The following is an 18,070-nucleotide window of genomic DNA, read 5'->3' on the forward strand; positions in this document are numbered from 1 at the left end:
TCCGCCGCCGGGTAGGCGGTGATCATGAGGATTCTCATCCGGGTCGTGGTCACGGCCGTCGCGCTGTGGGTCGCGACGGCGGTCGTGGCCGGAGTGGACGTGACGGCGGGCAGCGGCGCCAAGCGGGCGCTGACCTTGCTCGTCGTCGCGGTGATCTTCGGCGTCGTCAACGCGGTGCTCAAACCGCTGATCAAGGTGTTCGGCTGCGCGTTCTACGTGCTGACGCTCGGGCTGTTCGCGTTGCTCGTCAACGCGGCGCTGCTGATGCTGACGAGCTGGATCGCCGGAAAGCTGGACGTTCCCTTCCACGTGGAGTGGTTCTGGCCCGCGTTCTGGGGCGCGATCATCGTCGGCGTCGTGAGCTGGCTGCTCGGCCTCCTGGTGCCCGAGAACGACCGGGACGACCGGTAGGCTCGTCCCCGGATCCGAGGTCGGGAGGACGAAGTGATCAAGGTCGGGGTGCTGGGCGCGCGGGGCCGGATGGGCGCCGAGGTCTGCCGGGCGGTCGAGGGCGCGGACGACCTGGAGCTGGCCGCCACCGTGGACGACGGCGAGGCGCTGGACGCGCTGGAGGCCGCCGACGTCGTGGTCGACTTCACCCATCCCGGCGTCGTCATGGACAACCTGCGCTGGTGCGTCGAGCACGGCCTGCACGCGGTCGTCGGGACGAGCGGGTTCGACCCGGGGCGGCTGGACGCCGTCCGGTCGTGGCAGACCGCGTCGCCGGGCGCGAACGTGCTGATCGCGCCGAACTTCGGGATCGGCGCGGTGCTGATGATGGACTTCGCGCGGCGCGCGGCTCCCTACTTCGAGTCCGTGGAGATCGTGGAGCTGCACCACCCGAACAAGAAGGACGCGCCGTCGGGCACCGCGTACCGGACGGCCGAGCTGATCGCCGCCGCACGCGCCGAGAAGGGCGTGCCGAAGTCGCCGGACGCGACCGAGTCGGAGCTGCCGGGCTCGCGCGGCACGGACGTGGACGGCGTGCGCCTGCACGCGGTGCGGCTGTCGGGCGCGATCGCGCACCAGGAGGTGCTGCTCGGCGGGCACGGCGAGCTGTTCAGCCTCCGGCACGACTCGATGAACCGCGAGTCGTTCATGCCGGGCGTGCTGCTCGGCGTGCGGCGGGTCGCGTCCCTGCCGGACCGGCTGACGGTCGGCATCGAGTCGCTGCTCGACCTTTGATGGACTTCGACGCCGAGCCGTGGGACTACCTCGGCGCGGACGAGGCCGTCGACGTCGAGCACCCGGTCGTCCAAACGCTCGCGGCGCGACTGCGGACGGGCGACGACCGGGCGTTCGCCGAGGCGGCGTTCCGGTACGTCCGCGACGAGGTGACGCACTGCGTGGACGCGGGGGACCGCCGGGTCACCTGGCGCGCCTCGGACGTCCTGGAACAGGGCACGGGCTTCTGCTACGCCAAGGCGCACGCGTTCGTAGCGCTGCTGCGGGCGGGCGGCATCCAGGCGGGCCTGGCCTACCAGCGACTACGCGACGGCGACCGATTCGTCCTGCACGGCCTGGCGGCGGCCCTCATAGACGACCGCTGGGTGCTCCTGGACGTCCGCGGCAACAAGCCGGGCATCGACGTAGAGTTCTCCGCCGACGAGGACCGTCTGGCCTTCGTCCCGGACGCCGCGCTGGGCGAGCGCACCTACCCGACCGTCCACGCCGCCCCGCACCCCGTCGTGCTGGACGCCCTGCGCTCGTCCGACGACGCCCTGGCCCTCGCCGCCTCCGGCCTCCCCGGCGAACTCTGAATCAGTTCCAGGTGTCCCACTCGTCGGTGGCGAAGGAGAATCCGAGCGGCGCGGGCAGCTCGACCTTCTCGCCGAACTTCCACTCGATCGCGTCACCGTACTCACCGGCCGCCCGGTCGGGCTCGGAGAACAGCGTCACCGTCGCGACCTTCGGATCGCGGTCCACCAGGAGATAGAACGGGACACCGACGCGCGCGTACTCGTGCCACTTGGTCGGTGCGGTGCGCCGGGGACCGGAGCGGCGGTCGGTAGGGGCATTCGTCGGAGAGGTCACCTCGACCACCAGCTCCAGGTGTTCCGGCCGGAGCTTGCGGACCTTGTCGCGCATGGCGTTCACGTAGGCATCGCGGGGAAGGACGCACAGGTCCGGGATGTACCCGCTGTGGAGGTCGCTCAGCGCGAGGTCCTGACCGGTGACGCATTCCCAGCTGAAATCCGGCTGGGCGATCTGCGCGGCGTGAAGCCCTTTCTGGATCTCCCAGACGACGGCGTTGTGCTCGAACAGGGGGGTTGGCGACACGACGATCTCTCCACCGATGATTTCAACGCGGGTACCGTCGTTCGGGAGGTCCATCGCCGTGGCGAGCTCGTCGCGCATCCACAGGTTGTACGGGGTGTCGGGGAGCGTGTAATAGGTGCGAGCCACGGCAAGGATGCTCACTTCGGGTGTTCCTTCCCTCACGATCAGCTCCCATCATCGTAGGGACCGCCCTGACTCAGCGTACCCGGAACGGCACAACTCCCGGCGAACCTTCACACGGCGTGGCAACTCCATGCCCCGCCATGTCGGCGGTGGGGGTGCGGCGGTCACAATGCCGGGATGGACGCTTCCTATGCCCGCACCCTCTGGCGGGTCATCGAACCGGTGCACATCATCAGCTACTTCGCTCCCGAGAGTGTCGCGGCGGCCAAGGAGATCGGGCTGCGTGGCTACTGGATGGGTTATTTCGCGATGCGCGCTGCGCCGCTCGGGCCGGTCGGGCCGGGGGTGGTGGAAGCGACGTTCCATGGGTTCCATCCGAAGCGCGTGCGGCGGGCCATCCCGGACGCCTGGACGTTCGCCGCGCACGCTGACGTGCTTGCGGCGCGCTCGGCGGCGGCTGCGGCGGCGCTGCGCCGGGCGCTGCCGGAGATCGACGGGATGGCGCCGCCGATCACCGAGCTGCTGCGGCGGGCCGTGGACGCCGCCGACGGGACGGGCCGTCCGCTGTTCGCCGGGAACCGCGACCTGCCGTCCCCGGACGACCCGGTGGAGGCGCTGTGGCAGGCCGTCACGGCGCTGCGCGAGCACCGCGGGGACGGGCACGTCGCGATCCTGACCGCCGAGGGCCTGGACGGGCCGCAGTCCAACGTCCTCGCGTCGGCCGTCATGGGCTCGCCCGGGCAGTGGCTCAAGGACTCGCGCGGCTACTCCGACGACGAGTGGGACGCCGCGCACGCCGCGCTGGTGGAACGCGGGCTGCTCGCGTCCGACGGCACCGCGACCGAAGAGGGCCGCGTCTTCCGGCAGGCGATCGAGGACCGCACCGACTCCCGCGCGGCCGGGCCGTACCGGGTGCTGGACGACCCGTCCGCCCTGTACGACGCGCTGCTGCCGGTGGCGGAGGCGGTCATCGCGACCGGCGAGATCCCGTTCCCGAATCCGGTGGGCGTGACGCGTCCGGCGTGAGTCAGGGCGGGGAGGCGGTGCGGGGGACGCCGGCCGCCTCGTAGGCGGCCTCCTCGTCCAGGGTCTCCTGGTCGAGGAGGGTCTGGGCGAGCGATTCCAGCTTTTCGCGGTTCGCCCGGAGGAGGCGCAGGGCTTCGGCGTAGCAGTCCTCGACGATGCGGCGGGTCTCCTCGTCCACCACGTCGAGCGTGCCCTGCGCGGCGTATTGCGCGCCGGGGTCGGCGCCTTCGCCGGGGAGCACGGACAGCGGGCCTACGCGGTCGGACATGCCCCAGCGGCCGACCATGCCGCGCGCGATCCGCGTCACCTGCTCCAGGTCGGACTCGGCGCCGGTCGTGACGACGCCGAACACCAGTTCCTCGGCCGCCATCCCGCCGAGCGCGCCGATGATCCGGCCGCGCAGGTAGGTCTCGTCCCAGGCGTAGCGGTCGGCCTCGGGCGTGGAGACCGTCACGCCGAGCGCGCGGCCGTGCGGGACGATCGTGACCTTCCGGACGGGGTCCGCGCCCGGCAGCAGCATCCCCAGCAGCGCGTGGCCCGACTCGTGGTACGACGTGCGGCGCCGCTCGTCCGGCGGCATGACCAGGGCGCGCCGCGTGCCGAGCTGGATCTTCTCCAGCGCGGTGTTGAAGTCCGTCATGTCCACGCGGTCCTTGCCGCGCTTCACGGCCAGCAGCGCCGCCTCGTTGACGAGGTTGGCGAGGTCCGCGCCGGTCATGCCCGGGGTGATCCGGCCGACGGCGGTGAGGTCCAGCTCGGGGTCCAGTGGCACGTCGCGGGTGTGGACGCGCAGGATCTCGACGCGTCCGTCCAGGTCGGGCGGGGACACCGAGACCGTCCGGTCGAACCGGCCGGGCCGCAGCAGCGCCGCGTCGAGGATGTCCGGACGGTTCGTCGCCGCGATCACGACGACGCCCTCGGACCCGGAGAACCCGTCCATCTCGGTCAGCACCTGGTTCAGCGTCTGCTCGCGCTCGTCGTGGCCGCCGACCGAGGCGCCGCTGCCGCGCGTCCGGCCGATCGTGTCGATCTCGTCGATGAAGATGATCGACGGCGCCGTCCGGCGGGCCTCGGTGAACAGCTCGCGGACGCGCGCCGCGCCCACGCCGACGACCATCTCGATGAACTCCGACGCGGCGGCCGAGTAGAACGGCACGTCCGCCTCGCCCGCGACGGCGCGCGCCAGCAGCGTCTTGCCGGTGCCGGGCGCGCCGGTCAGCAGCACGCCGCGCGGCACCCGCGCGCCCATCTTGCGGTACTTGCCGGGGTCGCGGAGGAAGTCGACGATCTCGGTCAGCTCCTCTTCGACCTCGTTGATCCCGGCGACGTCGGCGAACGTGGCGCGCTTCTCGTCCGGCGTGACGGGCCGCGGCTGCCGGCCGAAGCCGCCCATCAGGCCGCCCGCGCCGCCGCCTCGCGACATGCGCCGCTGGATCCAGACCAGCGCGACCACCCACAGCCCGACGAACAGCAGCACGGGCAGCAGCGACAGCAGCAGGTTCGCGAGCAGCCCCCGGTCCTGGCTGACCGGACGCGCCTCCACCACGACGCCCTTGGCGACCATCTGCCCGTAGACGTCGTCGTTGGCGAACGCGGGCCGCAGCGTCTCGAAGCTGTCATAGGTGACGTGAGGGTCGTTCTGACCGGGCACCTGTCGAGCGTGCTTCAACCGGCCCTGGATCTGGAAGCCCTTGGTGTAGACGTCGCGGACGTTCCCGGCCGCCACCTGCTGCGTGAACACCGTGTACGGCAGGCTCTGGCGCTCGTGTCGCCCGGTGAGGTGCATCGACAGGTAGCTGAGCCCGAACACGACGGCGAGCAGCAGCCAGAAGAACACCGTGCGGTTGGGCCGGTAGCCGCGTCCGCGCGGGCCGTCGGGCGGCCGGTCCCCGCCGCCGGGGACGCCCTCGGACCGCCACGGGCGCTCGGGCCGCCGGTCCGGCGGCGCCGGCCGGCGCTTCTCCTGATCCCGCGGTGGCGTGGACGGCACCTCGAACTCCCCCGTACCCGGCACGAACACCCCCGACCGGATGATCGGGAACGTGCCCGCTCGATGCCGGGCGAAAACGCTCCGTCAGTGGACGGCGCCGGGCGGTGAGAATCCGTACTCGGCGAACAGGCGCGCCGCGTCCGTGCCGGTCAGCCAGGTGAGGAACGCCGCCGCGCGGTCCTCGTGGCCGCCCTTCACGACCGACGCGGCGAAGGCCGCGACGACGTTGTCGGCCGCCGGGATCGGCACGCTGTCGGCCGCCGCGCCCGCCGAGCGCAGGTCGGTGACGTAGACGAGCCCGGCGTCGGCCATGCCGGACCGGACGCGGTCCAGGACGGCCCGGGAGCCGACCTCTTCGGCCGTCCACCGCACCGGCAGGCCGGACCGGGTGAACACCTGCCGCGAGTAGCGTCCGATGGGCGTCACGGCGGCGCCGACGACCACGCGCAGCCCCGGCCGGGTCAGGTCCGCCAGGCCCTGGAGACGGCGCGGGTTGCCGGGCGCGACCGCGATCGTCAGGCCGGTGCGCGCGATGATCCGGCGGCGGCCGGTGAGGCGGTTCTCGGCGGCGTTCAGCGCCGTCTCGTCGCCGGTGACGAGCAGGTCGGCGGGCTCGCGGTCGGCGACGCGCCCGGCGACGTCCGCCGACGCGCCGAACCGCGCGTCGATCCGGACGCCCGGATGCGTCTGCCCGTACCGCGCGCCCAGCTCGCCGAACACCTCGGTGAGCGACGACGTCGCGAACACGGTCAGCGTCGTCGGCCCCGAAGACCCGCATCCCTGGACGGCCCAGGAGAGCCCGCAGAGCAGCAGGACGAGGGCGGTCCGGCGACGGAGGGGGGAATCCGGCATATGGCGGCATCCTAGAGGCTCCGCGAAAGGACCCGTCGTGTCGGTGGGGGTCGCTAGGGTCGATGCCGCTGGTCCGAAACGTTCCGGAGGCCCCCCGATGACGCTTGACCTCGTCGAGTCCCTGCCCGCCGACTGGCGCGCACGGCTCGAACCGCTGCTCGACCCGATCTCCACGGCCGCGCTGAGCGCGTTCGTGGAGCAGGAGTACGCGCAGCAGACCGTCTACCCGCCGCGCGAGGACCTGTTCAGCGCGTTCCGGCACTGCGCGTTCGACGACGCCCGCGTGCTGATCCTCGGCCAGGACCCCTACCACGGGCCGGGGCAGGCGCACGGGCTGAGCTTCTCCGTCCGGGAGGGGGTGCGGCTGCCGCCGTCGCTGCGCAACATCTACAAGGAGCTGGCCGCCGACCTGGACGTCCCGCCCGCGACGACGGGCGAGCTGATCCCCTGGGCGGACCAGGGCGTCCTGCTGCTCAACGCGGTGCTGACCGTCCGGGCGGGCGAGGCGGGCTCGCACGCGGGCAAGGGCTGGGAGGACTTCACCGACGCGGCGATCCGGGCGCTCAACGACAAGCCGCGGCGCGTCGTGTTCGTGCTGTGGGGCGCGTACGCGCGCAAGAAGGCCAAGCTGATCACCGGGCCGCAGCACACCGTGATCGAGTCGGCGCACCCGAGCCCGCTCAGCGCGAAGAAGTTCTTCGGGACGCGTCCGTTCAGCGCGGTCAACAAGGCGCTGGCCGACGCGGGCGAGCCGGAGATCGACTGGAGCCTCGGACGCTGACGGCTCAGAGGGCGAGGCCGACCGCGAGCAGCGCGCCGTAGGCGATCTGGAGGCGGCCGGTCTCGCCGAGCACCGGGATGAGGAACGGGCCGTTCGCGCCCTGGAGCACCTTCTGCGTCGGCGGCACCGACAGCGGCGCCGAGAGCAGCGCGATCAGCGCCCACGGGTGGACGACGGACAGCGCGACCACGAACAGGTACGGCAGCGCGGTGCACATCGCGTAGAGGATGCGGGTGTTGCGGTCGCCGAGCACGACCGCGAGCGTCCGCTTGCCCGCGATCTCGTCGGTCGGGATGTCGCGGACGTTGTTGGCGACGAGCATCGCGCACGCCAGCAGCCCGATCGGCACCGCCGCCGCCCACGCCTCGGCGGGCAGCCGTTCGAGCTGGACGTAGGCCGTCCCGACGACCGCGACGAGCCCGAAGAACACGAACACCGAGATCTCGCCCAGCGCCCGGTAGCCGTACGGCTTTTTGCCGCCGGTGTAGAACCACGCGGCGAGGATCGCGAACGCGCCGACGAGCAGCAGCCACCACGTCGTCACGGCCGCGAGGACGAGCCCCGCCACGGCCGCGATCCCGAAGCACGCCAGCGCGGCGGCCAGCACGTGCTTGGGCTTGGCGACGCCGGAGCCGACGAGCCGCAGCGGCCCGACCCGGTCGGCGTCGGTGCCGCGCACGCCGTCGCTGTAGTCGTTGGAGAAGTTCACGCCGACCTGGAGGATCAGCGAGACGACGGCCGCGAGGGCGGCGCGCCACCAGACGGCGCCGCCCGCGCCGACCGCGACGCCGGTGCCGACGACGACGGGGACGAGCGAGGCGGGGAGGGTGCGGGGCCGCGAACCGGCGACCCACTGGGAGAGCGTGGCCACAGTTACCGCTTGTTTCGTTGGGGACGACAGGGGAACTACGCCGATTCTTCCGGACGCCCGGGACGGCTCGGACGCAGCCGCAGCGACAGGGCGAGGCCGCCCGCGAGGATCGCCGCCGTGACCAGGGACGCGTCCCGCGCGGCGGCGGCCAGGGCGCGGTCGGCGGCGCGGGCCTCGACGGCGCGGCGCGGGTCGGCGTGCAGGTCCCGCGCGTACGTCCCGGCGCTGTGCCGCAGCTCGTGCGCGACGGCGGCGGCGTGCGCGGCGGGGACGCCCGCGTCGGCGAGCCGCGCGGTCACGGTCCGCCCGAGGCTCGTGGCGAAGACCGTCCCGATGAGCGCGATGCCGAGCGCGGCGCCGATCTGCCGGGCCGTGGACTGCGTCCCGGACGCCTGCCCGGACCGTTCCGGCGGCACGTCGGCGAGCGACACGTTCGTGAGCTGCGCGGCGGTCAGCCCGAGCCCGACGCCGTAGAGCAGCATCCAGGGCGCGACGCCGAGCCCGCCGGTGGACGGGGACAGCGTCACCGCGAGCCCGAGGACGGCCGCGACCTCCAGCGCCATGCCGCCCTGCACGATCCGGTGCGGGCCGACCCGGCGGCCGAAGCGCCCGGCGGCGGCCCCCGAGAGGAACGCTCCGAGGGCGAGCGGCAGCAGCGCGAGGCTGATCTGGACCGGGGACGTGCCGTGGACGCCGAGCAGGAACAGCGGCAGGACGAACACGATGCCCAGCTCGCCGACGTTGACCAGCGCGGACGCCAGGTTGCCGTGCCGGAAGTTCGGGACGCGGAACAGCGCGAGGTCGAGCATGACGGGCCGTCCGGCCGCCGCGCGGGCCCGTTCCACGAGCACCAGGGCGACGAGGAGCACGGCGCCGAGGACGAGCGCGACCGGCACCGGCGACAGCCCGCGGTGCGGGGCGACGGCCGTCCACCAGCCGTAGGTCTGGCCCTCGATGATCCCCCAGACGAGCGCGCCGAGGCCGAGGGCCGACAGGGCGCCGCCCGTCCAGTCGATCTCGGCGAGCGGGCCGCGCGCGGTGGCGGGTCGGCCGCGCGTCTCGGGCATGAGCGCGAACGCCCCGGCGATCAGCGCGGCGCCGAGCGGCAGGTTGAGCCAGAACGCCCAGCGCCAACCGCCGCCGGTCGCCAGCGCGCCGCCGAGCAGCGGGCCGAGCGCGGCCATGCCGCTGAGGATCGAGCCCCAGATCCCGAACGCGACGTGCCGGTCGCGTCCGGTGAACAGCGTGTTCAGCGTGGACAGCGCGGCGGGCATGATCATCGAGGCGCCGACGCCCTGGACCGCCCGCGCCGCGACCAGCGCGCCGCCGCTCTGCGCGGCGGCGACGCCGAGGCTGGCGAGCGTGAAGACGACGGTGCCGAGCAGGAACAGGCGGCGGCGGCCGAACAGGTCGCCCGCGCGGCCCGCCGGGATGAGCAGCGCCGCGAACACCAGCGCGTACACCGAGGTGATCCACTCGGCGCCGGCCGTGGTGAGCCCGAGGCCGTCCACCATCTGGGGGAGGAGGACGCCGACGATCGTGGCGTCCACGATGATCAGCGACACGCCCAGGCTGATCACGCACACCCCGAGCCAGCGGCGGCCGGAGGGCGGCGCGACCGGGGCGGCGGGCGGTGTCAGGGTCGTCTCGGGCACGTCCCCACAGTACGGCCGGGCCTTCCGTGCCCCTCACCGACCCCGCGTTTCCTCCCCTTTAGAGCGCCGTGTGCAGCCGTACCTGGCGGACCGGCTCGCCCATGTCGAGCGTCCGGGCCGCGCCGTCGGGCGCCCAGCCCGCCGAGACGAGGAACCCGCGCAGGACCGTGTCGCCCTCGAACGCCCAGGTCAGCAGCGTGGTGACGGCGTCCTCGCGCAGGACGTCGGCGGTGGCGGCGAGCAGGCGGCTGCCGTGCCCGGCGCGGGTGTGGAGCGGGTCGACGTGCAGCGCGAGCAGTTCGGCGACGGACGGGTCGCCGCCCGCGTCCTCGGCCGGGCCGTGCGCCGCGAAGCCCGTGACGAGCCCCTCGGCGACCGCGACCAGCACGCGGTGGCGCGGGGACGGCGGTCCCGTGATCGACTCCGCCCAGCGCTCGCGCCACGCCGCCTGTGCCGCGTCGCCGGTCACCTCGGCGAGGACGGCGGCGGGCAGCAGCTCCCGGTAGCCGTTCCGCCAGGACCGCACCTGGATCTCCGCGATCGCGGCGGCGTCGGCGCGGCGCGCGGGCCGCACGCCCACATCGGGCCGGACGGGCGTCTGGGGCATGGCGCCCACCCTAGCGGCGGTCCGGCGCGGCGCCGTCCGGAGCGGCGCGGCGGGCGCGGTAGGCACGGGTCTTGGTCCGGTTGCCGCAGACCCGCATCGAGCACCACGTCCGGGACCGGTTCCGGGACGTGTCGAGGAACGCCCACGCGCACGCCGGGCAGATCTTGAGCCGGTGCCAGGTGCCGTCGGCGACCGCGGCCATGACGGCGGCGGCGAGGCGGGCGAGCGCGGCGGCGGCGCCGTGCCCGGCCGGGACCAGCACCGGGTCCGCGCCGGGGACGACCGCGACGCGCAGCGGCAGGCCCGCGAGGACGCCGTCGAGCGCGCGTCCGGGGGCGGCGTCGTCGTGATGGGCGCGCAGCGCGTCCCGCAGGCCCTCGCGGAGCGCGACGGCGGTGCGCAGGTCGGCCCGCCCGGCGACGGCGCCGGACGGCAGGAGGTTCTGGGAGCGCAGCCAGGCGGTGAGCCGGTCGGGGGCGGCCAGCTCGTCGGTGCCGGTCTCGGCGTCGAGCGTGTTGACGAAGTCGCGCAGCAGCAGTGCGGCGTCATGGGCCGTCATCATCCCGACACTACCAGCGGAGACACCGGTCATCCGGAAACGACGGTTTCCGACACCATCGTTCTGGTTTCACCGGTGTCGTCCGTGGTAGGAACGGACGCATGAAGGTGACGCACGTGGTGTTCGACTGCAATGACCTGGACGTCGTGGCCCGGTTCTGGGGCGCGCTGCTGAAGCTGGAGACGACGCAGCGCGACGACGGCTGGCTGGACCTGGAACCGCTCGGCAAGGACGGCCCGGTGCTGTCGTTCCAGCTCGTCCCGGAGGGCAAGGCGGTCAAGAACCGCGTCCATCTTGACCTCGACGTCCCCGACATCGCGGTGGCGGGGGAGCGGGCCCGCGCGCTCGGCGCGACCCCGGCGAGCGAGCCGATGGGCGAGAACCCGGAGCGTCCGTTCCAGGTCTGGTACGACCCGGAGGGCAACGAGTTCTGCTTCTGCACCGAGTGAGGCGTCAGGGCAGCACGCCCGCGAGCCGCCGCACCCCCTCGGCGATCTCGGCCTCCGACGCCGCCGCGCCCCAGCTCAGCCGCGCGTACGGCCCGTCGGCCTCGGCCGGGAAGTAGGGGCGGCCCGCGCTGACCCGCACCCCGGCGCGCGCCGCCGCCTCCGCGACCGCGCGGTCGTCGGTCCCGGCGGGCAGCGGCACCCAGGCGTGCAGCCCGCCGGACGGCCGACGCGGCGCCGCCCCCAGCTCGCGCGCGACGGCCGTGAGCAGCGCGTCGCGGCGGGCCGTCAGCGCCGTGCGGACGGCCGCGAGATGCCGCGTCCAGCCCGGCGCGCCGACCAGTTCCAGCACCGCCTCCTGGAGCGGGCGCGCGGGGAAGAAGTCGGTGACGAGCTGCGCCGACCGGATCCGCTCGGCGACCGGCCCCCGCGCGATGACCCCGGCGATCCGCACGCTCGGCGCGGTGACCTTGGTGAGCGAGGCGATGTGGACGACGCGCCCCTCGGTGTCGGCGGTGACCAGCGGCGGCGGGACGGGCTCGGCGACGAAGTGCCGCGCGTAGTCGTCCTCCACGACGAACGCCCCGGCCGCCCGCGCCACCGCGAGCACCCGCTCGCGTCGCTGTGACGGCATGACCGCGCCCGTCGGGTTGTGCAGCGTCGGCTGGCAGTAGACCGCCCGGGCGCCCGTCACGCCGAACGCCTCGGCGAGCAGGTCAGGGCGCAGGCCGTCGGTATCGACCGGGACCGGCACCGGCTGGAGCCCGATCATCCGCGCGAGCGCCAGCACGCCCGGATACGTCGGGGACTCCACCAGCAGCGGCGACCCCGGCGGCAGCAGCGCCCGCAGCACGGTGGCCAGCGACTGCTGCCCGCCGCCGGTGACGGTCACGTCGTCGGGCGTGAGGTCGGGGCCGGTGGCGCGGGCGAACCACGTCCGCAGCCCGGCGAGCCCGGCGGGCGGCGGCGCCTCCCAGGCGTCCGGGCGCCGCGCGGCGCGGCCCATCGCGGTCGCGAGCGCGCGGGACGGCTGGAGCGAGGCGTGCAGATAGCCGCCGCTCAGCCGGATCATGCCGTCCGGGACGGGGCTGACCAGCTCGCGCACGGTGCTCGCGTCGACCGTCCGGTCGCCGAGCGCGACGGCCTGCCAGCCGAAGTCGGGCGGGTCGGCGCGCGGCCGGGGCCGCTCGGCGACGAACGCGCCGCTGCCCGGCCGCGTCACGACCAGGCCCTCGGCGGCGAGCTGCCCGATCGCCCGCGTCACCGTGACCGGGCTGACGCGGTGCCGTTCCATCAGCGCGCGGCTCGACGGCAGCCGGGCGCCCGGACGCAGCGCGCGGATCTCGACCCGCAGTGCTTCGGCCAGAGATGCCCCACTGCTATCGTTTTTCATGAAGAATGATGATAGCGCTACCGATGACGGCCGGATAGCGGTCACCGGGACCGGACTCGCCGCGCTCGGCGTCCTCGCGTTCTCCTTCACGTTCCCGGCCAACGTCCTCGCGCTGGACGGGCTGCCGCCCGCGCTCATCGGCGTCGGCCGCTGCGCCGTCGCGGCCCTGCCCGCCGGGCTGCTGCTGCTCGCCGTCCCCGGCCCGGCGCCCCGGCGCGGCGACTGGGCGGGCCTGCTCGTCGTCGTGGGCGGCGTCCTGCTCGGCTACCCGGTCCTGACGTCGCTCGCGCTCGCGCACGGGTCGTCCAGCGCGCACGCCGCCGTCATCATCGGCCTGCTGCCCGGCGCGACCGCCGTGTGCGCGCTGGCGCGCGGCGGCGAGCGGCCGTCGCGCGCGTTCTGGCTCGCCGCGGCGGCGGGCGCGGTCTGCGTCACCGGGTTCGCGCTGGTCCGGGGCGGCGGCGGGCTCGGCGCCGCCGACCTGCTGCTGCTCGCGGCGCTGGTCGTCGGCGCCGCCGGATACGCCGAGGGCGGCCGGATCGCGCGGACGCTCGGCGGCCCGCGCGTCATCTCCTGGGCGCTCGTCCTCGCCGCGCCCGTCGCGCTCCCGGCGACGTTCGCGATGCTCGCCGACGCCGGGCCGCACTGGACCGGACGCACCGTCGCCGGCTTCGCGTACCTGACGTTCGGCTCGTCGTTCCTCGGGTTCTTCGCCTGGTACGCGGGGATGGCCCGGACGGGCATCGCGCGCGCCGGGCAGGTCCAGCTCGTCCAGCCGCTGCTGACGCTCGCCTGGTCGGCGCTGCTGCTCGGCGAGCACGTGGACGCGCTCACGGCGGGGGTCGCGGTCGCGGTGCTGGTGTGCGTCGGGGTCACGCAGCGGGCGCGGATCCGGCGGGCGCCCGTCCCCGCCCCGGCGGAACGGCTCGACGTCGCCGCCTGACGATGCCGCCTGACGACGGCGGGGCTCGCGGACCCCGCCGCCTCCTTTCGGTTCCCGTCCCGGCGGCCCGGAGGCCGCCCTTCTCAGTCGCGGACGATCTGCGCGAGGAGCGTCACGACGCCGACGGCGGTCCCGATCGGGATCGCGGTGCCGGGCCTGACGACGGAGAAGACGGCCGCGCCCACGGCAGCCAGCAGGATGACCAGGGCGCGGGTACTGAACAGCGGCGCCGGATCGCCCGCCGGCCGTCGCATCGGACGGCGACCGCGCGACGCGCGGCCCCGGATCTCGTCCCGGCGGACGGTCCGCCGGTGCTCGGCGCGCCGGCCCGTCCGGCGCGCCTCGGTCTGGTTCGGTCCTCGCATTGGTCTGACGACCTCCATCCCTAACGGAGATCCCGACATTGAACGGGTTCCGTCTGCGACCAAGTGAACACCCTGCGTGTCCGGTTCGGTGGGCGACGTCCGGAACAATGACCGTTTCTTGATCGTTCGGGTTCCCTGTCCTGGGATGCGCCTGGGATCATCGCGGGATGCGGGGACGGGGGGAACGGCGCCGGCGGATCCTGCGCGGCGTCGCCTGGGCCGCCGTGTACGTGCTCGGACTGGTGCTGCTCGTCCCGTCCGGGGCGTGGATGTGGTGGCAGACTCCGCCGTCCGCGCCGGGCACCGACGTGAACGCCCTGTGGGCGCGCCACCAGTGGGTGGGGGAGCCGCACACGGACGCCGAGTACCGATCGTTCGCGGACTTACTCCGCCGCAACCGCATCACCGACGTCTACTTCCACGCCGGCCCGTTCGAGGCGGACGGAACCGTCCCCGCGAACCTTTATCGCAACGCCCCCGCACTGCTGGCCGCCCTCCACCGTTACGCCCCGACCGTCCGGGCGCAGGCGTACCTGGGCCAGATCCGGAAAGTGGACGGGCACGGAATCATCGACCTGGACGACCGCAACGTCCGCACCAACGTCCTGGCGACGGACCGAACGTTCCTCGACCTGGGATTCGCCGGAGTCCACTACGACTTCGAGCCCATCTATCCCGACGACGCCGCGTTCCTGGCCCTCCTGGACGACACGCGCGCGCTGACGAAATCCAGGGGAAAGCTCCTGTCGGTGGCGATCGAGCAGAAAACCCTGGTGGACGCCGCCCAGCCGATCTTCAAGGCGCTGCTGCCGCGCACGGGCGGCTTCCGCTACCCGGCCCGTCCGACGGCGACGTTCCTGCGCGCGCTGGCCGCCCGCGCCGACCAGGTCGCCATCATGGCCTACGACACGCAACTCTGGACGAAATCCCTGGTCGGGCTACATTTCGCGAAACACGCGCAGTGGACCCTCGACCTGATCGGCGACCGCACGACGGTGTTCCTCGGCGTCCCGACCTACCGGTCGTCGACCGGCTGGGCGGAAGACCTCCCGACCGCGCTCCGCGGCGTGCGAAAAGGAATCGACGCCCTCGGAAGGCAGCCGAAGAAGCCGTTCGGCGTGGGCATATACGCCGACTGGACGACGTCCGAAAAAGATTGGCAAGACTACCGAAAGGAATGGCCGCCGAAAGCGCCCGCGGGCCGCGCGGCGCAGGAACAGGGCTGAGCCGGGGCGCCGGCGCGGGCTTGCCCGGGCCATCCCGTCGGGATGACCGGTAACGAAGGCTTTACCACGACCGATGGCTGAGGAGAGGGTCGCCGTCGTGTCCCCCCGAGCATGGCGGCGACCTTCCCATGTTCTGGTCCGCTCCGCACGGGCTGAGGGTCCCCGGCATGCGTCCGGACCGGTACCGTTCGGTGCATGGCACCGAGCACAACCGCGGACGCCCCGTTCGGGCGGATGCTGACCGCGATGGTCACCCCGTTCCTGCCGGACGGCGGGGTCGACTACGACGGGGCGGCGCGGCTCGCGACCCACCTGGTCGAGGAGCAGCGCCACGACGGCCTCGTCGTGAACGGCACGACGGGCGAGTCGCCGACGACGAGCGACACCGAGAAGGAGCGGCTGCTGCGCGCGGTCGTGGAGGCCGTCGGGGACCGCGCGGTGATCGTGGCGGGCGCCGGGACGAACCACACCGAGCACAGCCTCCAGCTCGCCCGGCAGGCCGAGGCCGCCGGAGCGCACGGGCTGCTCGTCGTGACGCCGTACTACAACAAGCCCCCGCAGGAGGGCCTGGTCCGGCACTTCACGGCCGTCGCCGACGCGACCGGCCTGCCGAACATGCTCTACGACATCCCCGGCCGCGCGGGCGTCCCGATCCAGGGCGACACGCTGCGCCGCCTGGCCGAGCACCCGCGGATCGTCGCGGTGAAGGACGCCAAGGCCGACCTGTTCGAGTCGTCGCAGGTGATGGCGGGCACCGATCTCGCCTTCTACTCCGGCGACGACCTGCTCAACCTGGCGTGGCTGTCGGTGGGGGCGGCCGGATTCGTCAGCGTCGTCGGACATGTCGTCGGGGCCGACCTGCATGAGATGATCGACGCCTATCGCGCCGGAGACGTGGCGCGGGCGCTGGCGATCCACCGGCGCCTGCTGCCGGTCGTCGGCGCCATCATGACCCGTACGCAGGGCGCCATCGCCGTCAAGGCAGCGCTGAACCTGCTGGGCCTGCCGGGCGGCGGCGCCGTGCGCGCGCCGCTCGTGGAGGCCCCGCCGGAGTTCGCGGCGCGCCTGCGTGAAGACCTGATGATGGGGGGAGTCAAAGTGCCCGAGTCGAGCATTCCGGAGGTCGACAGGTGACCGCCGCGCGGCGGGCGCCGCGTCGGTACGGGGACGGGACCGTTCCCGCCGTCCCCGCGGGGGGACGCGCGTGAGCCACCCGCACCCCGAACTGCCCGATCCGCCACCGCTGCCGCCGGAGGGACTGCGCATCGTCGCGCTCGGCGGCCTCGGCGAGATCGGCCGCAACATGACGGTCTTCGAGTTCGGCGGCCGGCTGCTGATCGTCGACTGCGGGGTCCTGTTCCCCGAGACCGAGCAGCCGGGCATCGACCTGATCCTGCCGGACTTCGAGTACATCCGGGACCGCCTGGACGACATCGAGGCCGTCATCCTGACGCACGGCCACGAGGACCACATCGGCGCCGTCCCGTACCTGCTGCGGGAGCGGCGCGACATCCGGCTGGTCGGGTCGAAGCTGACCCTGGCGCTGCTGGAGGCCAAGCTCACCGAGCACCGGATCAAGCCGGTCACCGAGGTGGTCGTGGAGGGCGAGACCCGGGACTTCGGGCCGTTCTCCTGCGAGTTCCTGTCGGTGAACCACTCGATCCCCGACGCGCTGGCGGTCGCGATCCGCACGCCCGCCGGGCTGGTGCTCGCGACCGGCGACTTCAAGATGGACCAGCTGCCGCTGGACGGCCGGCTCACCGACCTCGGCGGGTTCGCGCGGCTCGGCGCCGAGGGCATCGACCTGCTCATGTCGGACTCCACGAACGCGGAGGTGCCGGGGTTCGTCACGAGCGAGCGCAACATCGGCCCGGTCGTGGACGAGGTGTTCCGCACCGCGAAGGAGCGGCTGATCGTCGCGTGCTTCGCGTCGCACATCCACCGCGTGCAGCAGGTCCTGGACGCGGCCGTCGCCAACGGGCGGCGCGTCTGCTTCGTCGGCCGCTCGATGGTCCGCAACATGGGCGTCGCCCGCGAACTCGGGTACCTGTCGGTGCCGGACGAGATCATGGTCGACGTCAAGGACCTGGAGAACGTCCCGCCGGACCGGCTCGTACTGGTCTGCACCGGGTCGCAGGGCGAGCCGATGTCGGCGCTGTCGCGGATGGCCAACCGCGACCACCAGCAGATCCGCATCACCGACCGCGACACCGTCATGCTGGCGTCGTCGCTGATCCCGGGCAACGAGAACGCGGTGAACCGCGTGATCAACGGGCTGACGCGGTGGGGGGCGCGGATCGTCCACAAGGGCAACGCGCTGGTCCACGTGTCGGGGCACGCGTCGGCGGGCGAACTGCTGTACGTGCTCAACATGACCAAGCCCGGCAACTTCATGCCGATCCACGGCGAGTGGCGGCACCTGCGGGCGCACGCCAAGCTCGCGGCGGCGACCGGCGTCCCGGACGAGAACATCGTCATCGCCGAGGACGGCGTCGTCGTGGACCTGGTGGACGGGCAGGCGAGCATCGTCGGCGCCGTCCCGGCCGGGTACGTGTACGTGGACGGCCTGTCGGTCGGCGAGGTCACCGAGACGTCCCTGAAGGACCGCCGGATCCTCGGCGAGGAGGGGTTCATCTCGATCGTCGTCGGGATCGACACCTCCAGCGGCAAGGTCGTGGCCGGGCCGGAGATCCACGCGCGCGGCGCGGGGATCGGCAACGCGGACTTCGACGAGGTCATCGACCGGATCGAGGCCGCGCTGGCGGACGCCGGCGGCAAGGGCGTCAACGACCCGCACCAGGTCAGCCAGATCATCCGCCGCACGGCGGGCAAGTGGGTGAGCGAGAACTACCGGCGCCGCCCGATGATCATCCCCGCGGTGGTCGAGGTCTGAGCCGCGCGCCCCGGGCGTACGACACGCCCGGGGCGCGCGTCCTGCCGCCGAACCGGCGTG

At 73.6% G+C, this 18,070-nt stretch carries 19 protein-coding genes; 10 read left to right on the plus strand and 9 right to left on the minus strand.

Features of this window, described 5'->3' with window-relative positions; all coding sequences use genetic code 11:
* Nucleotides 1-24 precede the first annotated feature (24 nt).
* The 3 genes from GQ466_RS06165 to GQ466_RS06175 are packed head-to-tail and all read left to right on the plus strand — an operon-like array spanning nucleotide 25 to nucleotide 1,760.
* A complete protein-coding gene (locus GQ466_RS06165) occupies nucleotides 25-411 on the plus strand; it encodes a phage holin family protein (RefSeq protein WP_161101745.1) in 387 nt (128 codons plus the stop codon).
* A 33-nt stretch (nucleotides 412-444) separates the two neighbouring features.
* Nucleotides 445-1,185, plus strand: a complete 741-nt coding sequence (gene dapB / locus GQ466_RS06170) for a 4-hydroxy-tetrahydrodipicolinate reductase (protein WP_161101746.1) — start codon at nucleotides 445-447, stop codon at nucleotides 1,183-1,185.
* Complete coding sequence (locus GQ466_RS06175; protein ID WP_161101747.1) at nucleotides 1,185-1,760, plus strand: transglutaminase-like domain-containing protein; 576 nt, start codon at nucleotides 1,185-1,187, stop codon at nucleotides 1,758-1,760. The genes dapB and GQ466_RS06175 overlap by 1 nt, the downstream gene beginning before the upstream one ends.
* 1 nt (nucleotide 1,761) lies before the next feature.
* Here the strand turns inward: GQ466_RS06175 and GQ466_RS06180 are convergent, their stop codons facing one another.
* Nucleotides 1,762-2,421, minus strand: a complete 660-nt coding sequence (locus tag GQ466_RS06180) for a Uma2 family endonuclease (RefSeq protein WP_161101748.1) — start codon at nucleotides 2,419-2,421, stop codon at nucleotides 1,762-1,764.
* Between the two features lie 159 nt (nucleotides 2,422-2,580).
* On the opposite strand from GQ466_RS06180, the gene GQ466_RS06185 reads away from it, so the two are divergent.
* A complete protein-coding gene (locus GQ466_RS06185) occupies nucleotides 2,581-3,429 on the plus strand; it encodes an SCO6745 family protein (RefSeq protein ID WP_161101749.1) in 849 nt (282 codons plus the stop codon).
* 1 nt (nucleotide 3,430) lies between these two features.
* Here the strand turns inward: GQ466_RS06185 and ftsH are convergent, their stop codons facing one another.
* Both ftsH and GQ466_RS06195 read right to left on the minus strand, forming a co-directional pair.
* The gene (ftsH, locus tag GQ466_RS06190; protein WP_161101750.1) at nucleotides 3,431-5,419 is read right to left on the minus strand and encodes an ATP-dependent zinc metalloprotease FtsH; all 1,989 of its coding nucleotides are present in this window, start codon (nucleotides 5,417-5,419) and stop codon (nucleotides 3,431-3,433) included.
* An 84-nt stretch (nucleotides 5,420-5,503) separates the two neighbouring features.
* Nucleotides 5,504-6,271 (minus strand): substrate-binding domain-containing protein, encoded by a 768-nt coding sequence (locus GQ466_RS06195; RefSeq protein WP_161101751.1) that lies wholly within the window; start codon nucleotides 6,269-6,271, stop codon nucleotides 5,504-5,506.
* Between the two features lie 97 nt (nucleotides 6,272-6,368).
* On the opposite strand from GQ466_RS06195, the gene GQ466_RS06200 reads away from it, so the two are divergent.
* Complete coding sequence (locus GQ466_RS06200; RefSeq protein WP_161101752.1) at nucleotides 6,369-7,052, plus strand: uracil-DNA glycosylase; 684 nt, start codon at nucleotides 6,369-6,371, stop codon at nucleotides 7,050-7,052.
* Nucleotides 7,053-7,056: 4 nt separating this feature from the next.
* On the opposite strand, the gene GQ466_RS06205 is transcribed toward GQ466_RS06200, so the two are convergent.
* Genes GQ466_RS06205 through GQ466_RS06220 form a run of 4 tightly spaced genes read right to left on the minus strand, consistent with a single transcriptional unit; the run spans nucleotide 7,057 to nucleotide 10,744 of the window.
* Entirely contained in the window at nucleotides 7,057-7,923 is an 867-nt protein-coding gene (locus tag GQ466_RS06205; RefSeq protein ID WP_161101753.1) for a 1,4-dihydroxy-2-naphthoate polyprenyltransferase, read from the minus strand.
* A gap of 35 nt (nucleotides 7,924-7,958) precedes the next feature.
* The gene (locus tag GQ466_RS06210) at nucleotides 7,959-9,578 is read right to left on the minus strand and encodes an MFS transporter (RefSeq protein WP_337193340.1); all 1,620 of its coding nucleotides are present in this window, start codon (nucleotides 9,576-9,578) and stop codon (nucleotides 7,959-7,961) included.
* Nucleotides 9,579-9,636: 58 nt separating this feature from the next.
* A complete protein-coding gene (locus GQ466_RS06215) occupies nucleotides 9,637-10,185 on the minus strand; it encodes a GNAT family N-acetyltransferase (RefSeq protein ID WP_161101754.1) in 549 nt (182 codons plus the stop codon).
* 10 nt (nucleotides 10,186-10,195) lie between these two features.
* Nucleotides 10,196-10,744, minus strand: a complete 549-nt coding sequence (locus GQ466_RS06220; RefSeq protein WP_161101755.1) for a CGNR zinc finger domain-containing protein — start codon at nucleotides 10,742-10,744, stop codon at nucleotides 10,196-10,198.
* 101 nt (nucleotides 10,745-10,845) lie between these two features.
* Here GQ466_RS06220 and GQ466_RS06225 point away from each other — a divergent pair, with 101 nt between their 5' ends.
* Nucleotides 10,846-11,193 (plus strand): VOC family protein, encoded by a 348-nt coding sequence (locus GQ466_RS06225; protein WP_161101756.1) that lies wholly within the window; start codon nucleotides 10,846-10,848, stop codon nucleotides 11,191-11,193.
* Between the two features lie 4 nt (nucleotides 11,194-11,197).
* On the opposite strand, the gene GQ466_RS06230 is transcribed toward GQ466_RS06225, so the two are convergent.
* Nucleotides 11,198-12,583 (minus strand): aminotransferase-like domain-containing protein, encoded by a 1,386-nt coding sequence (locus tag GQ466_RS06230; protein WP_161101757.1) that lies wholly within the window; start codon nucleotides 12,581-12,583, stop codon nucleotides 11,198-11,200.
* On the opposite strand from GQ466_RS06230, the gene GQ466_RS06235 reads away from it, so the two are divergent.
* A complete protein-coding gene (locus GQ466_RS06235) occupies nucleotides 12,582-13,526 on the plus strand; it encodes a DMT family transporter (protein WP_161101758.1) in 945 nt (314 codons plus the stop codon). The two genes, GQ466_RS06230 and GQ466_RS06235, sit on opposite strands and share 2 nt — an antisense overlap.
* A gap of 83 nt (nucleotides 13,527-13,609) precedes the next feature.
* Here GQ466_RS06235 and GQ466_RS06240 read toward each other — a convergent pair whose 3' ends face one another.
* The gene (locus GQ466_RS06240) at nucleotides 13,610-13,891 is read right to left on the minus strand and encodes a hypothetical protein (protein ID WP_161101759.1); all 282 of its coding nucleotides are present in this window, start codon (nucleotides 13,889-13,891) and stop codon (nucleotides 13,610-13,612) included.
* Nucleotides 13,892-14,058: 167 nt separating this feature from the next.
* Between GQ466_RS06240 and GQ466_RS06245 the strand changes: the two genes are divergently transcribed.
* The 3 genes from GQ466_RS06245 (at nucleotide 14,059) to GQ466_RS06255 (ending at nucleotide 18,010) form a co-directional block, all read left to right on the plus strand.
* Nucleotides 14,059-15,117, plus strand: a complete 1,059-nt coding sequence (locus tag GQ466_RS06245; RefSeq protein ID WP_237417608.1) for a glycoside hydrolase family 18 protein — start codon at nucleotides 14,059-14,061, stop codon at nucleotides 15,115-15,117.
* Nucleotides 15,118-15,312: 195 nt separating this feature from the next.
* Complete coding sequence (dapA, locus tag GQ466_RS06250) at nucleotides 15,313-16,251, plus strand: 4-hydroxy-tetrahydrodipicolinate synthase (protein ID WP_103563551.1); 939 nt, start codon at nucleotides 15,313-15,315, stop codon at nucleotides 16,249-16,251.
* 70 nt (nucleotides 16,252-16,321) lie between these two features.
* Nucleotides 16,322-18,010 (plus strand): RNase J family beta-CASP ribonuclease, encoded by a 1,689-nt coding sequence (locus tag GQ466_RS06255; RefSeq protein ID WP_161101760.1) that lies wholly within the window; start codon nucleotides 16,322-16,324, stop codon nucleotides 18,008-18,010.
* The last annotated feature ends 60 nt before the right edge of the window (nucleotides 18,011-18,070 follow it).

The organism is Actinomadura rayongensis (genome assembly GCF_009831215.1).
Lineage (GTDB): Bacteria > Actinomycetota > Actinomycetes > Streptosporangiales > Streptosporangiaceae > Spirillospora > Spirillospora rayongensis.